The sequence below is a fragment of the Microbacterium sp. Beta genome, from assembly GCF_005502545.1.
Lineage (GTDB): Bacteria > Actinomycetota > Actinomycetes > Actinomycetales > Microbacteriaceae > Microbacterium > Microbacterium oxydans.
On sequence record NZ_SCOG01000027.1, the window covers coordinates 1 to 13,262 of the forward strand.

Annotated in this window: 17 protein-coding genes; 4 read left to right on the top strand and 13 right to left on the bottom strand. The window is 67.6% G+C overall.

What is annotated here, in order from left to right:
• Positions 1-44: 44 nt before the first annotated feature.
• Positions 45-725 carry a YqaJ viral recombinase family protein gene (locus FFS56_RS17830; RefSeq protein WP_046747878.1) on the top strand — a complete coding sequence of 227 codons (681 nt, stop codon included), beginning with the start codon at positions 45-47 and terminating at the stop codon, positions 723-725.
• Between the two features lie 78 nt (positions 726-803).
• Here the strand turns inward: FFS56_RS17830 and FFS56_RS17835 are convergent, their stop codons facing one another.
• From FFS56_RS17835 to FFS56_RS17855, 5 genes are read right to left on the bottom strand one after another with little or no spacing between them, the layout of a single operon-like run.
• Positions 804-1,301 (bottom strand): hypothetical protein, encoded by a 498-nt coding sequence (locus tag FFS56_RS17835; protein WP_046747877.1) that lies wholly within the window; start codon positions 1,299-1,301, stop codon positions 804-806.
• Positions 1,288-1,932, bottom strand: coding sequence for an LPXTG cell wall anchor domain-containing protein (locus FFS56_RS17840; protein WP_046747876.1), 645 nt, complete (start codon positions 1,930-1,932; stop codon positions 1,288-1,290). Before FFS56_RS17840 ends, FFS56_RS17835 begins: the two co-directional genes overlap by 14 nt.
• Positions 1,929-2,543 (bottom strand): signal peptidase I, encoded by a 615-nt coding sequence (locus FFS56_RS17845; RefSeq protein ID WP_061015380.1) that lies wholly within the window; start codon positions 2,541-2,543, stop codon positions 1,929-1,931. Before FFS56_RS17845 ends, FFS56_RS17840 begins: the two co-directional genes overlap by 4 nt.
• A 27-nt stretch (positions 2,544-2,570) precedes the next feature.
• The gene (locus FFS56_RS17850) at positions 2,571-3,188 is read right to left on the bottom strand and encodes a SipW-dependent-type signal peptide-containing protein (RefSeq protein WP_061015381.1); all 618 of its coding nucleotides are present in this window, start codon (positions 3,186-3,188) and stop codon (positions 2,571-2,573) included.
• A 7-nt stretch (positions 3,189-3,195) separates the two neighbouring features.
• Positions 3,196-3,816, bottom strand: a complete 621-nt coding sequence (locus tag FFS56_RS17855) for a SipW-dependent-type signal peptide-containing protein (RefSeq protein ID WP_046747874.1) — start codon at positions 3,814-3,816, stop codon at positions 3,196-3,198.
• Positions 3,817-4,095: 279 nt separating this feature from the next.
• On the opposite strand from FFS56_RS17855, the gene FFS56_RS17860 reads away from it, so the two are divergent.
• Together FFS56_RS17860 and FFS56_RS17865 are read left to right on the top strand one after the other, a co-directional pair.
• Entirely contained in the window at positions 4,096-5,811 is a 1,716-nt protein-coding gene (locus FFS56_RS17860; RefSeq protein ID WP_046747873.1) for an MDR family MFS transporter, read from the top strand.
• Positions 5,798-6,313, top strand: a complete 516-nt coding sequence (locus FFS56_RS17865) for a MarR family transcriptional regulator (protein WP_127012557.1) — start codon at positions 5,798-5,800, stop codon at positions 6,311-6,313. The genes FFS56_RS17860 and FFS56_RS17865 overlap by 14 nt, the downstream gene beginning before the upstream one ends.
• On the opposite strand, the gene FFS56_RS17870 is transcribed toward FFS56_RS17865, so the two are convergent.
• Positions 6,252-7,196 (bottom strand): LysR family transcriptional regulator ArgP, encoded by a 945-nt coding sequence (locus FFS56_RS17870; protein WP_171011039.1) that lies wholly within the window; start codon positions 7,194-7,196, stop codon positions 6,252-6,254. The two genes, FFS56_RS17865 and FFS56_RS17870, sit on opposite strands and share 62 nt — an antisense overlap.
• Positions 7,197-7,266: 70 nt before the next feature.
• Between FFS56_RS17870 and FFS56_RS17875 the strand changes: the two genes are divergently transcribed.
• Positions 7,267-7,929, top strand: a complete 663-nt coding sequence (locus FFS56_RS17875) for a LysE/ArgO family amino acid transporter (protein ID WP_046747870.1) — start codon at positions 7,267-7,269, stop codon at positions 7,927-7,929.
• Between the two features lie 4 nt (positions 7,930-7,933).
• On the opposite strand, the gene FFS56_RS17880 is transcribed toward FFS56_RS17875, so the two are convergent.
• The 7 genes from FFS56_RS17880 to nusG form a co-directional block, all read right to left on the bottom strand.
• Positions 7,934-8,290: a DUF1801 domain-containing protein gene (locus FFS56_RS17880; RefSeq protein WP_046747869.1), complete on the bottom strand. Its 357-nt coding sequence runs from the start codon at positions 8,288-8,290 to the stop codon at positions 7,934-7,936.
• Between the two features lie 77 nt (positions 8,291-8,367).
• Positions 8,368-9,171, bottom strand: a complete 804-nt coding sequence (locus FFS56_RS17885) for an amino acid ABC transporter ATP-binding protein (RefSeq protein WP_127012559.1) — start codon at positions 9,169-9,171, stop codon at positions 8,368-8,370.
• Complete coding sequence (locus tag FFS56_RS17890; RefSeq protein WP_113681342.1) at positions 9,158-9,823, bottom strand: amino acid ABC transporter permease; 666 nt, start codon at positions 9,821-9,823, stop codon at positions 9,158-9,160. The genes FFS56_RS17885 and FFS56_RS17890 overlap by 14 nt, the downstream gene beginning before the upstream one ends.
• A 3-nt stretch (positions 9,824-9,826) precedes the next feature.
• On the bottom strand, positions 9,827-10,648 hold the full coding sequence (locus FFS56_RS17895; protein ID WP_046747866.1) for an amino acid ABC transporter substrate-binding protein: 822 nt from the start codon (positions 10,646-10,648) through the stop codon (positions 9,827-9,829).
• A gap of 172 nt (positions 10,649-10,820) precedes the next feature.
• Positions 10,821-11,510, bottom strand: coding sequence for a 50S ribosomal protein L1 (rplA, locus tag FFS56_RS17900; RefSeq protein WP_046747865.1), 690 nt, complete (start codon positions 11,508-11,510; stop codon positions 10,821-10,823).
• 11 nt (positions 11,511-11,521) lie between these two features.
• The gene (rplK, locus tag FFS56_RS17905) at positions 11,522-11,953 is read right to left on the bottom strand and encodes a 50S ribosomal protein L11 (RefSeq protein ID WP_046747864.1); all 432 of its coding nucleotides are present in this window, start codon (positions 11,951-11,953) and stop codon (positions 11,522-11,524) included.
• 247 nt (positions 11,954-12,200) lie between these two features.
• Positions 12,201-13,238 carry a transcription termination/antitermination protein NusG gene (nusG, locus tag FFS56_RS17910; protein ID WP_127012561.1) on the bottom strand — a complete coding sequence of 346 codons (1,038 nt, stop codon included), beginning with the start codon at positions 13,236-13,238 and terminating at the stop codon, positions 12,201-12,203.
• Between the last annotated feature and the right edge of the window lie 24 nt (positions 13,239-13,262).

Below are 13,262 nucleotides of genomic sequence, written 5' to 3' on the forward strand. Positions count from 1 at the left end.
GTGTGAGGGCGGAGAGGGTCGGCGGGCGGGGTTAGGGTCGAAGGGTGACCCCGGAACTCTCTGCACGCATCGTCGCGGATTCCCGTGACCGCGTGGCCTGGTTGAGAGCTCGATCCCGGGGCATCACGGCGACCGACGTGGCCGGACTCACCTCCGAGAAGTCGATCGCCAGGGCGGCGGACTCGAAACTCGGTGGCGGACCCCGCTTCGGCGGCAACGCGTACACGGATCACGGCCGCCGACGCGAACCCGAGATCGCGGCCTGGGTGGCGGCCACCCACGGCATCCTCCCCTCGTCCGCGCTGTTCCGCGCCGAGGTCGAGCATCGTCATCTCGCCACACCCGACGGCATCGCAGTCGACGCGGACGGGCGCGTGAAGCTCGCCGAGATCAAGACCACGAACAAGCCTTTCCGCGGCATCCCGCGCACCTACCTCCGTCAGATCTGGTGGCAGCAGCACGTCCTCGGCGCCGAACGCACGCTGTTCGTGTGGGAGGAGCACGTCGACTTCGCGCCCATCCACGACGAGCCGCGCTGTGTGTGGATCGACCGCGACGACCGCGAGATCGCCAAGCTCGTCGGACTCGCCACCGACCTCATCGATGAGCTCTACCGCCGCACCACAGGACAGCAGGTTCCGAACCGGATCGTGGACGCCGCCGCCAGCCGCCGAGAGCAGCTTCGAGAGCGCGACGCCTTCCGTGCTCTGGCCCTCGCCGACTGACGGGCTCGCCGACCGACGAGTTCACCGACCGGCACGACTGACCCGGCACGACTGACTCCCACCCTGCGTCCGCCGTCCTCAGGTGCAGGTGTTGTTGCCACCGAGGCCCAGCAGACCGCCGACCGACAGTGTGCGCGTCGCCGCCGGTGACACCCACGACGTTCCCGCGTAGATGCTCTCCACCTTGACGGTGTTCGTCGACCCCAGCAGGCTTCCGAGCAGCGTGTTCAGAAGCCCGGAGCTGATCGTCGACGAATAGGTGTACGGGCCGGAGCCGCTCTGCGTGACGTTGCTGTTGTCGACGACGACGTTGTTGATCGACAGCCGCTGCTGCACCGTCAGGTACGGCGAGGTCCAGGTGATCGTGAAGCCGGTGAACGTGCCGAGAAAACTCGTGACCGTGCACGAGGTCACCACCGGAGTCGCCAACGTCGATGCCGTGAACGATCGCGTCGCGTACTCGCTGTCGGTGAAGGCGGCATCGGTCATCTGCACCGACGGAGACGAGGCGACGCCGAGGAGCACCGCGAGGCCGACGACTCCGGCGAGGATCCGTGCACGCTCACGAGGCCTCATCTCGCACCTCCTGCCACGAAGCAGCGCCTCGACGGCGGAGCACCAGCACGGCACCGGACCCGATGAGGCCGGCACCGGCTCCGACGATCCACGGCGCCGCGGAGGGAAGTCCCGTCGTCGCCAGGGCACCGTCGGACCCCGCGACCACCGTCTCCCCCGCGCCCTGCGCGTGCACGCGGACATCGGTGCTGCCGGCGCCCGATCCGCCCGCGGGATCGAGGACGATGGCGAGGCGGAGGTGTGTCGTCTCGGTGTCGGCGACCTGCAGGAGCGGAACCTCGACGCCGTCGCGCGGGATGTCCCACCGCGTGCGCAGGGCCGTCGCGCCCACCGGACATCCGCTCTCCGTCCATGCCTCCGCGCACGTCGAGATGTCCAGGAGCAGGTGTGCTTCACCTGTCGCGCTCACCGCGATCCTGATGACTCCCGGATCCGGCGCGTCAGCACTCACCTCGATGTCCCACTGCACCGGCTGCCCCGGCAACAGGCTGCCTGCCGCTGCCCAGTCCGCAACGGAGACCAGTCGGAGAACGGATCCCTGGATGACCTGTGTCGTGGGCGCCGCCCAGGCCGCACCCGGCGTCACGATCACGGCGACCGCGAGCAGGACCGCGGCGAGCGCGCGCCTCATGGGCCGTTCCCGTCGGGATCGCGAGCGGCTCGGCGCTGCTCGCGCGGCCAGAAGGCCCATACGACGAGCGACGTCGCCGCGACGGTCAGGACCCCCAGCACCATCGGATTGCCCATCCCGGCGATGATCGACGCGACCCCCGGAACCGCGAAGACCACCTTCCTGACCGAGGAGACCGTGTACGGGAAGGGATCCTCCGCCGCGTTCGCATCCCCTCGCATCGTGATCACCCGCTCCGGCGCACTCGCACCCGCGACGACGGAGGTGACGCGGTGGGTGACGGGGAGCTCCCCCTCGCGGTCGACCGTGACCACATCACCGACGACCACCTCGCTCGCGGGCACGCGCTGCACCACCGCGACGGAACCGGCGGGGATCGTGGGCGACATGGAGCCGGTGCGGAACATGATGAGCGTGATCTGCGCCGTGAAGGCGAGCACGACGAGCAGGATGCAGACGGCGCCGGCGATCGCAGCCGCCCAGAGCAGCACGTCGCCGATCACGCGCCCCGGTCGTATCCGGGAATGTACCCTCGCCGCGGTCGCGTGGGGTTCGACCGCGGCGAGGGACGTCTTGTCCTCCCTCAGGCTCCGCCGTGTGGGGGTCGTCATGTGCTCGTCCTCTCCCTGGCATCGCTGCTACGACGACGTCCCGAGGAACTGCCAGGTCTGCGTCATCGTCAGGCCCTGCGCCGCGTTCGCAGCGGTGAGCGGGAGCGTGACGGCGAAGCAGTAGTTCACTTGTGCGGAACCGTTCGCGGTGACGACCTGCGTCGCGGATCCGCCAGCGGTGAGGGCCGATCCGTCAGCCACGACCGCGGTCCCGGCCGCGTACGTGGTCGCGTTGCAGGTGGTACCGGCGATCGTTCGCACTCCGTAGGTGAGATAGGCGGCGAGTCCCGTTCCCCCCGGAGTCCCCGCCGATAGCTGCAGGGTTCCTGCAACGGACGGGTTCGCTGTCTTGACGCTGAACAACGCATAGGTGGAGTTGCCCGGCGCCATGGCGGTCGGAGCGAGCTGGAAGTTCAGGGTCGCGGCCGCGCCGGTGGTCGCGTGGCTCGAGAACGTGGCTCCATCGACGGCTCCGACGATGTCGAACCGGCCCGCGGTGAAGTTCGCGGTTCCGTACTCGGAGTCGTTCCAGGCGGCGAGTGTGGCGGCGGCGCCGATGCCGAGCACGAGCCCTCCCGCGAGAACGGCTCGCAGTCGACGCGATCGAAGCCTCCGCCCCTCCCGCACATCTCTGCGGGTGACCATCACGTACTCAGCTCGTCGACGTGGCCGTGAACTTCCAGGTGGCGTTGGTCACCAGGCTCGGCGTCAGCGACGCATCCGCCGTCACTTTGAAGCAGAGTTGCACGGCCGTACCAGGAGCTGTCGTGGGGCTGCCGACGGCGAGCGGCACCTGCGTCGCACCGGTCTGCACGTCGAGCGTCGCTCCGGTCGCGATCGGCGTTCCGGTGGCACTCGCCGCGTTGCAGGTCGCGCCGGGTGCGAGCTGATAGATCGAATAGGACAGGTGTCCGGTGTTGGAGCTCGCTGCGGGGTCGGCGGTCGTGCCGTCGGCGACGAGATTGGCTGCCGTCGTCGTCCCGCCGGCCAGACGCACCCAGAATCCGGCGTACACCGAGCTCGTCGGCGACATGTTCCCCACCAGCCCGGCGGGGAGCGTGAACGCGAGCGTGGCTGCACTGCCTGCGGAGTTGTGGTCGGCATATGTGGTGCCGTCCGTCGATCCTTGGAGGTTGAAGGCGCCGGCGGTGAACGTGCCGTTCGCGAACTCGGAGTCGTTCCACACCGCGAGCGTCACCGCTGTGCCGATGCCGAGCACGAGCCCTCCCGCCAGTACCGCGAGGACCTTGCGCTGGGTTGCCTTGGTTGCCATGTCGTTTCCCCCTCAGGAACTTCGAGAACCGCGTGAATGCCTCTGTTCCGGTCCCCCTCAACGACCCCGCATCCGCGCGTTTGCGCCATCCTCTCCCCGCCCCATCCGCAGAACAAGGCGATTTCGCGCAGGAGATTCGCTCATCCCGCGCAGAGTGGAGAGACCTCCGGTAATCGTTGATCTATATCAACGACCAGCGTATAGTTGACGCAGTTCAACCATCTCGCGCGCGCCAGAGCGGTCGCAGCATCCCCTCCTTCTCTCTGCGAAAGGTCAGGCATGACCCCGGATTCTCCTGTCAAGATGACGCATCGCCAGGTGCTCGAAGCCCTAACCGGCCTCCTGCTCGGCATGTTCGTCTCGATGATCGCCACCACGGTGGTCTCCACCTCCATGCCGGTCATCGTGCACGACCTCGGCGGCGACCAGGCCGCCTACACATGGGTCATCACCGCGACGCTGCTCACCACCGCCATCTCGACGCCCATCTGGGGCAAGCTCGCGGATCTCTTCAACCGCAAGCTGCTGATCCAGATCGCCATCGTCGTCTTCGTCGGCGCGACGGCTGCCGCCGGCTTCGCGCAGGACACCAACACGCTCATCGCGTTCCGTGCCATCCAGGGCATCGGCGGCGGCGGACTCGCGGCCCTCAGCCAGGTGATCATGGCCGACATCATCAGCCCCCGCGAGCGCGGCCGGTACATGGGCCTGTTCGGCGCCGTGATGGCCGTCGCGACGGTGGGCGGCCCGCTGCTCGGCGGATGGATCACCGATGTCGCGAACTGGCGATGGAACTTCTTCGTCGCCCTGCCTTTCGCGGTGGCCGCCCTCATCATCCTGCAGAAGACGCTCCATATCAGCACCGAACGCACCCGCAAGGTCTCGATCGACTACGTCGGTATCGTGCTGCTCTCCGCGGCCGTCTCACTGATCCTCATCTGGATCACCAACGCGGGATCGACCTTCGACTGGTGGAGCACGGAGACCGTGCTCATGGTCGGCGGCGCGATCGTCTCGGCCATCGCCTTCATCATCGTGGAACTCCGGGTGCGAGAGCCGCTGATCCCGCTCACGCTCTTCCGCGGTCGCACCTTCACCCTCTCGGTGCTCGCGTCGATCTCGATCGGCGTCGCGATGTTCGGCACCTCGGTGTACCTCGCGCAGTACATGCAGCTGTCCCGTGGCGCCACACCGACCGAGGCCGGACTCATGACCCTCCCGATGATGGCAGGGCTCCTGATCGCGTCGATGGTCATCGGCCAGCTCGTCACGCGGTTCGGCAGGTGGAAGGGCTACCTGATCCTGGGCTCCGTGCTGCTGATCGCCGGATCGGTGATGCTGTCGACCCTGCACTACGACACGAACTTCGTCCTCGTCTCGATCTACATGTTCGTGATGGGCGCCGGCGTCGGCATGACGATGCAGAACCTCGTGCTCATCGTGCAGAACGTCGCCAAGCCCAGCGAGATGGGCGTCGCGAGCTCCGGTGTGACCTTCTTCCGCAGCCTCGGCGGCACGATCGGCGTCTCGGTGATGGGTGCCGTGCTCGCGAACAGCCTCACCGGTCTGTTCAGCGACGGCAAGGAGCGCATCGGAGCAGCGATCGCTCAACTGGGTGACAAGGGTGCGGAGGTCGCAGCCCAGCTGTCCAGCGGAACACTGCCGGAGGTGCGCCTGCTCCCCGAACCGGTGCGCTCGATCATCGAGGATTTCTACGCGCAGGCGATCTCGCACGCGTTCCTGATCGGCATCCCGCTCGCCGTGATCAGCCTTGTGGCGATCCTGTTCCTGCCGAACCGTCCGCTGACCACGATGACGACGACCGAGCGCGCCCACGCGGATGCCGCGAAGGAGGACGACGGCCGTGCGGCAGAGGCATCCGACGTCGCGATCGCCGACGCGGAGGCACTCTCAGGCGCTCCGACGACCGGCGCGGTGGGCGTCATCCATCGCGCCGACGACCATGGAGACGCCTCGTCCGATGTCCGACGCTGACGACACCCCCGGCACCGCCCACACCGCGGACGACGCCGACACCCCGGAGGCGCGGGCCGAAGCGGTCCGCGCCCTCGAGGCGGAGTTCGGTGAGCTGATCACGCACTTCCGCCGCGTGATCACCGAGAACGCGAACCGTGTGAGTCCTGGGCTGCTGCCAGGCGCCTACAAGATCTTCACCACGATCGCACGGTGCGAACAGGTCACCGTGTCCGCACTGTCCGAGCGGATGCTCATGGACAAGGGGCAGGTGAGTCGGACGGTGCGTGAGCTGGAGGACCTCGGTCTCATCGAACGCACGGCCGACCCCGCCGACGGACGCTCCTCCCTGCTCGAGCTCACGCCGCTCGGCACGGAGAGGCTGTCCGCAGCCCGACTTCCGCAGGAGGGCATGCTGCTGCGCACGCTCCAGGAGTGGAGCCTCGCGGACATCGGGAACCTCACCCGGCTGCTGCACGCCCTCGGGTCCGGGGTGACGCCGCGAACGAGCGCGGCCGACTGAGCGAAGGAGCCCCGAGCACCCGTCGAGCCTCGTCCGCGACCTCAGCGGCGATCGTGTCGAGCAGCTCCGATCGCAGGTTCCACTGCTGCCAGTAAAGCTGCACCCGAAGCACGGGGCCGCCCAGGGGCACGAGTCCACCCGAATCCTGCAGCACCGGCACCATGCCCCACCCGAGCCCCAGAGCGACCGCCAGCGCGTAGTCGTGTGACGCCGGAACGTAATGACGCGGGACGCCCGCCTGTTCGACCGACATCGCCCTGAGCCATTCATGTTGCAGGGTGTCCCTGCGGTCGAAGTCGACGAACGGCGCTCCGGCCAGCGCCGACGAGGTCGCCCCGTCGGGGAACCACCGAGCGGCGAACTCCCGCTCGGCCATCGCGCGATACTCGAGCACCCCGAGCGGTGACACGGAGCAGCCGGTGACGGGGGTCTCCTCGCTCGTGACGGCCGCCATCACCGCGCCCGATTCGAGCAGGCGGGCCGTGAAGTTCTGATCGTCGCGATGCAGGTCGAAGTCGATGTCGTGCCGTGCGGAGAGTCGCGCGAGCGGGGCCAGGAACCACGTCGCCATCGAGTCGGCGTTCACCGCGAGAGGCACTGTGATGCGTGGAGAGCCGTCCGGGTCGTCGATGCCCACCCCCGCGAGCGCGTCATGCTCCAGCAGGGACATCTGTCTGGCCAGACGGACGACGGCCTCCCCCGCCTCGGTCAGGCGTGCGGGCTTGGTGCGCACCACCAGGATGCGGCCGAGCTGCTGCTCGAGGGTCTTCAAACGCTGGCTCACCGCGGACGGCGTGATCTGCAGACGCCTCGAAGCCGCGTCCAGCGTTCCTTCATCGACGATCGCGGCGAGGGTGTTCGCGAGTTCCGGGTCGATACGCACATAAGCCAGGCTAATGCTTCCGTAGGAATCTTCGCTTCTCTTCATGTGTGTCCGTTTCTACGCTGGACACATGCTCACGATTCTCGCCGGCCTCGGACTCGGCCTCTCCCTCATCGTCGCCATCGGCGCGCAGAACGTGTTCGTGCTGCGTCAGGGAATCCGTCGCGAGCACGTCCTGGCCGTGGTGATCATCTGCGCGCTCTCCGATGCAGCACTGATCGCCGCGGGGGTCGCCGGCCTCGGCTTCGTGATCTCCGCAGCACCCTGGCTGGTCGTGGTCGCCCGATGGGCGGGCGCGCTGTTCCTGCTCACCTACGGAGCACTCGCCGCGCGGAGGGCCTGGCGGGGCGGCGAGGAGCTCGACGTCGACGCGGCGGACTCCGCGTCACTCCGCGCCCCGACCGCGGGAGGCACGACGCCCACGATGACCCGAACGCGGCTGGCACCGGTCATCCTGACCACCCTCGCGCTCACCTGGCTCAATCCGCACGTGTACCTCGACACGGTGCTGATGCTCGGTTCGATCGCGGCCACCCACGGTGATCAGCGCTGGCTCTTCGCCGTCGGGGCGATGGCCGCGAGCCTGCTGTGGTTCACCGCGTTGGGCTTCGGGGCGCGCTATCTCGGACGATGGCTGCGCACCCCACGGTCGTGGCGCATCCTCGACGCCGTGATCGCCGTCGTCATGATCTCGATCGCGATCAGTCTCGTCCTCCCCGTGCTGGGAGCGTGACGGATCAGGAGGCGTCGATCTGAGCGAGACGCGCGCGGACGAGAGTCTCCAGCACTTCGGTCGGGATCGGATGCTCTGGCTGGAACCGGATGGTGCCCTTGTCGACGCTGGCTCCGGGGTGGTTCCCGAGCGCGTCGGCGACGGCCGCCACAGCATCGGGACTGAACGGGTAGACGCCGATGTGCTTCTTGGCCCGCATCACCGAGAGCAGCGGCTTGCCGTGGTGCACGAGCGCCGGCATCCCGTAGCCCTTGCCCTGCTCCGCGTCCGGCACCTCCGTGCGCGCGACCGCGTAGACACGATCGACAGCGGCCCGATCGGCCGGTTCGAGGTCCGCGAGATAGTCGTCGATGGTGCCCACGAGGGCATCCTCTCACCGATCCACCTCAGAGGCGAGGGTCGCGCGGGCTCAGCGCCTCTGCTCAGGCACCGTGGAGTTCAGGCACCGTCGAGAGGACGCATGATGCGGGTGAGGAACCGCTGCGTGCGCTCGTGCGTGGGTGCACTGAAGAGCTGGGCAGGTGGGCCCTGTTCGACGACGACGCCGCCGTCCATGAACAGCACGTGATCCGCGGCTTCCCGCGCGAAGCTGAGCTCGTGAGTGACCACGGCCATGGTCCAGTTCTCGTCGGCCAGCTCCTTGATGACGAGCAGCACCTCCCCCACCAACTCGGGGTCGAGCGCGCTCGTCGGCTCGTCGAACAGCAGCAGGTCGGGCTTGAGCGCGAGCGCCCGCACGATCCCGACGCGCTGCTGCTGTCCGCCGGAGAGCTGATGCGGCCGGGCGTCAGACTTGTCGGCCAGACCCACGCGATCGAGGAGGACGAGCGCCTCGGCGACGACCTCGGTTCTCGGTCGACCCTGCACGCGCCACGGACCCTCGATGACGTTCTCGAGGACAGTGAGGTGCGGGAACAGGTTGTGGTGCTGGAACACCATCGCCGACCGGTCGCGCAGGGCGAGCCGCTTCTGCTTCTGCACCCGGGGCGAGGGCTTCACCGCGGGGGCGAAGTCGATCTCGGGCCCGCCATCGACCACGATCGTGCCGGCGTCAGGCGTCTCGAGACCGTTGAGGGCGCGCAGCACCGTGGTCTTGCCGGAACCGCTGGGCCCGATGAGCACGACGACCTCTCCGCGGTGCAGGGTCAGGTCGATCCCCCGGAGCACCTCGTTGTCGCCGAAGCTCTTGCGCAGGCCGCGGGCGGTGAGGAGTGCGTCCGAAGTGTTGTCAGTGCGCGACACGGCTGTCGAGCCTCCTCTCGAGGGCGCTCTGGCCGAACGACAGCACCAGGCAGAGCACCCAGTAGACGAGCGCCGCAGCGAGGTACAGCACCATGAACTCGTACGTCGTCGAGGCGATCTGCTGCGCCACCTTGAACAGCTCGGTGACGAGGATCAGCGACGCGAGCGAGGTGTCCTTGACCAGCGAGATGAAGGTGTTCGACAGCGGCGGGACGGACACGCGCGCGGCCTGCGGCAGGATGATGCGGGTGAGCGTGCGGGTGCGGTTCATGCCCACCGTGTACGCCGCCTCCCACTGCCCCTGCGGGACCGAGAGGATGGCCGCACGCACCACCTCGGCGCCGTAGCCGCCGACGTTGAGCGACAGCGCGATGATCGCGCTCGGCCACGGGTCGATCGTGATCCCGATCGACGGCATGCCGTAGAAGATCACGAAAAGCTGCACCAGCAGCGGCGTCCCGCGGATCACCGAGATGTAGAACCGCGCGATGCCCGAGAGGATCGGGTTCACCGAGATCCTCATCAGCGCGATGCCGATGGCGATGATCAGCCCCAGGGAGAACGACGCCAGCGCGAGCGGCACCGTCGCTGTCAGACCCGCCCAGGCGATCGGCCCGAGCGAGTCGAGGAACAGCTGCCAGGGACTCTCCATCGATTACTGGGAGACGTCTTCGCCGAAGTACTTCTTGCTGATCTCCGCCAGGGTGCCGTCAGCGCGGAGCTCGTCGAGCGCTCCGTCGACGGCCGTGACGAGAGCTTCCTTGTCCTTGGTGAACGCGAACGCCGACTTGCCCGCCTCATCGGTCTCGGCCGCGATCTTCAGTCCGGTCGGGCTGTTGGTGGTCTCGTAGTCGAGGAAGGTGAGCTTGTCGTTGATGGTCGCGTCGACGCGGCCCTGGCGGAGCAACTCGACCGCCTGGGCCCACCCCTCGACACCCTCGACCTTGGCGCCGGACTCGGTGGCGAGGTCGTTCCAGTTGCTGGTGAGGGACTGCGCGGTGGTCTTGCCCTTGAGATCGGCGAAGGACGAGATCGAGTCGTCGTCCTCGGCCACGACGATCACGCCCGGAGAGACGGTGTACGGGGAGCTGAAGAGGTACTTGGCCTCACGCTCGTCGTTGATCGTGACCTGGTTGGCGATCACGTCGAATCGGCCGGCGTCGAGACCCGCGAAGATCGCATCCCACTGGGTCTCCTCGAACTTCACGTCGAGGCCGAGCTTGTCTGCGACGGCCTCGATGATCTCCACGTCGTAGCCGGTCAGGTCGCCCGCTCCGTTGTCGCCGTGGAAGCTGAAGGGACGATACGTGCCCTCCGTGCCGACGGTGAGGACGCCGTCCTTCGCGAGGCCGTACTCCGAGCTCGCGGAGCTCCCACCGGAGCCCGAGGTGCTCGCGGGAGTGCTGGACCCGCTGCAGGCGGTCAGTGCCGCGGCGGCGACGACGAGTGCGGTGACGGCGATGAGACGACGGGACATGAACCCTCCTGGGGTGAGAAGCGCGGTGCGAGTTTACGCGACCGTCACGGGAACTCCCCCACAGTACGTGGCGCATGTCGGTTCCCCGCATCCGATGACGTTGCGTTTCGCGGTTCCGACGGGACGCAGAAACGCCCCCGGGCGGACCCGGGGGCGTTTCAGAGAGCCAGACTCAGATGGCGTTGACGTCCAGCGGGATGCCGGGGCCGAACGTGGTCGACACCGCACCCTTCTGGATGTAACGGCCCTTCGAGCTCGACGGCTTGAGGCGGACGATCTCCTCGAGCGCTGCGCCGATGTTCTCGTCGAGCTGCTCGGCGGTGAAGGAGGCCTTGCCGACGACGAAGTGCACGTTGGCGTGCTTGTCGACGCGGAACTCGATCTTTCCGCCCTTGATCTCCTCGACAGCCTTGGCCGGGTTCGGGGTCACGGTGCCGGTCTTCGGGTTCGGCATCAGACCACGGGGTCCGAGCACCTTTCCGAGACGACCGACCTGGCCCATGAGCTCCGGGGTGGAGACGGCGGCGTCGAAGTTGGTCCAACCGTCGGCGACCTTCTGGATGAGCTCGGCGCCGCCGACCTCATCTGCACCTGCGGCGATCGCTGCCTCGGCTGCGGGGCCGGTGGCGAACACGATGACGCGGGCGGTCTTACCGGTGCCGTGGGGCAGGATGACGGTGCCGCGCACCATCTGGTCCGCCTTGCGGGGGTCGACGGCGAGCTTCAGCGCGACCTCGACGGTCGAGTCGAACTTCGACGAGCCGGTCTCCTTCGCGAGGGCGACGGCCTCGGTCGGGGTGTAGAAACGGTCTGCCTCGATCTTCTCGGCGGCAGCCTTGTAAGCCTTGGACTTGGTAGCCATGATTATTCTCCTCAGCCCTCGACCGTGATGCCCATGGAACGGGCGGTGCCGGCGATGATCTTCGAGGCGGCCTCGATGTCGTTCGCGTTCAGGTCGGCCTGCTTCTGCTCGGCGATCTGACGGACCTGGTCCTTGGTGATCTTCGCGACCTTGACGGTGTGCGGGGTTGCAGAGCCCTTGGGGACGCCTGCGGCCTTCTTGATGAGCTCCGCCGCGGGCGGGGTCTTCAGGACGAAGGTGAAGCTGCGGTCCTCGTAGACGGTGATCTCGACGGGGATGACGTTGCCGCGCTGCGACTCGGTCGCGGCGTTGTACGCCTTGCAGAACTCCATGATGTTGACGCCATGCTGACCGAGCGCGGGGCCGATCGGCGGCGCCGGGTTGGCTGCACCGGCGTTGATCTGAAGCTTGATCAGGCCGGTCACCTTCTTCTTCGGTGCCATTCTCTTTCCTTTCATCGAATCGGATACCGGAGCATCCGCTTCTCCCACGGATCCGGCGTTTCCGGAACGTGGTCGTCTGCGCGCCCTTCGACAAGCTCAGGGACCCATGCGGGCTGTCGCACAAACCACACAAGTCTACCTGATCCGGAGCGCAGCGACGGACGTCACCGGATCCCCCCTGCCCCGGTCGGATGCACCAACGCAGAACGGCCGCCCCGAATGGGACGGCCGTTCTCGCTGACGGGTGTCAGATCATCTTGGTGACCTGGTCGAACGACAGCTCGACCGGGGTCTCGCGCTCGAAGAGGGAGACGAGCACCGTGAGCTTGCCGCTCTCGGGCTTGATCTCGCTGATCGAACCGGGAAGACCCGCGAACGAGCCCTCCTTGATCGTGATGGTCTCGCCGACCTCGAAGTCGACCTCTGCGGGCAGCGGACGAGCGACGGCGACGCCGCCCTTCGACGCGATGTTCTTGGCGGTCGGCACGTCCTTGACCTCGACGAGCGACTTCAGCATGTTGAAGGCCTCCTCGAAGCGCAGCGGCGTCGGGTTGTGGGCGTTGCCCACGAAGCCGGTCACACCGGGCGTGTGGCGGACGACGGACCAGGTGTCCTCCGTGAGCTCCATGCGCACCAGCACGTAGCCGGGGATGCGCACGCGGGTGACCATCTTGCGCTGGCCGTTCTTGATCTCGACCACGTCTTCCATCGGGACCTCGACCTGGTAGATCTCGTCCTCGACCTCGAGCGTCGACTTGCGCTGCTCGATGTTGGCCTTCACCTTGCGCTCGAAACCGGCGTAGGAGTGGATGACGTACCACTTGCCCGGGAGCATGCGGAGGTCCATGCGGAAGGCCTCGTACGGGTCCTCCTCCGCGTCGTCCTCGGACTCGGCGTCCTCGCCCGCTGGACGGTCGTCTTCACCGTTCACGTCGGGGCCGTCGTACGGGGTGACCTCGTCGGCCGCCTCCGCCTCCTGCTCGGCGACCTCTTCGGCCACAGATTCGTTGAGGACCTCAGCGGCGGCCTCGGACTCAGCCGCTTCGTCCAGGTTGAGAGCGTCGTTCACGATCGCGTCCGCCTCCGGGTCGTCGATGTCGATGTCGATGTCATCCGTGTCGTCTCCTTCGCCGTCCTCGCCTTCGACGTGGACCGCGACGTGCTCAGCCGAGGTGACCGAGAGCTCTTCCTCAGCGAGGACGTTGCCCTCTTGGGCTTCGTCTTCCTCGCTGGACTGCTCTGCGGCGGTCGCCCAGTCGGCGTCGTCGGAATATCGTTCAGACACGTTGTTTTCTCCATAGCTGCGGCG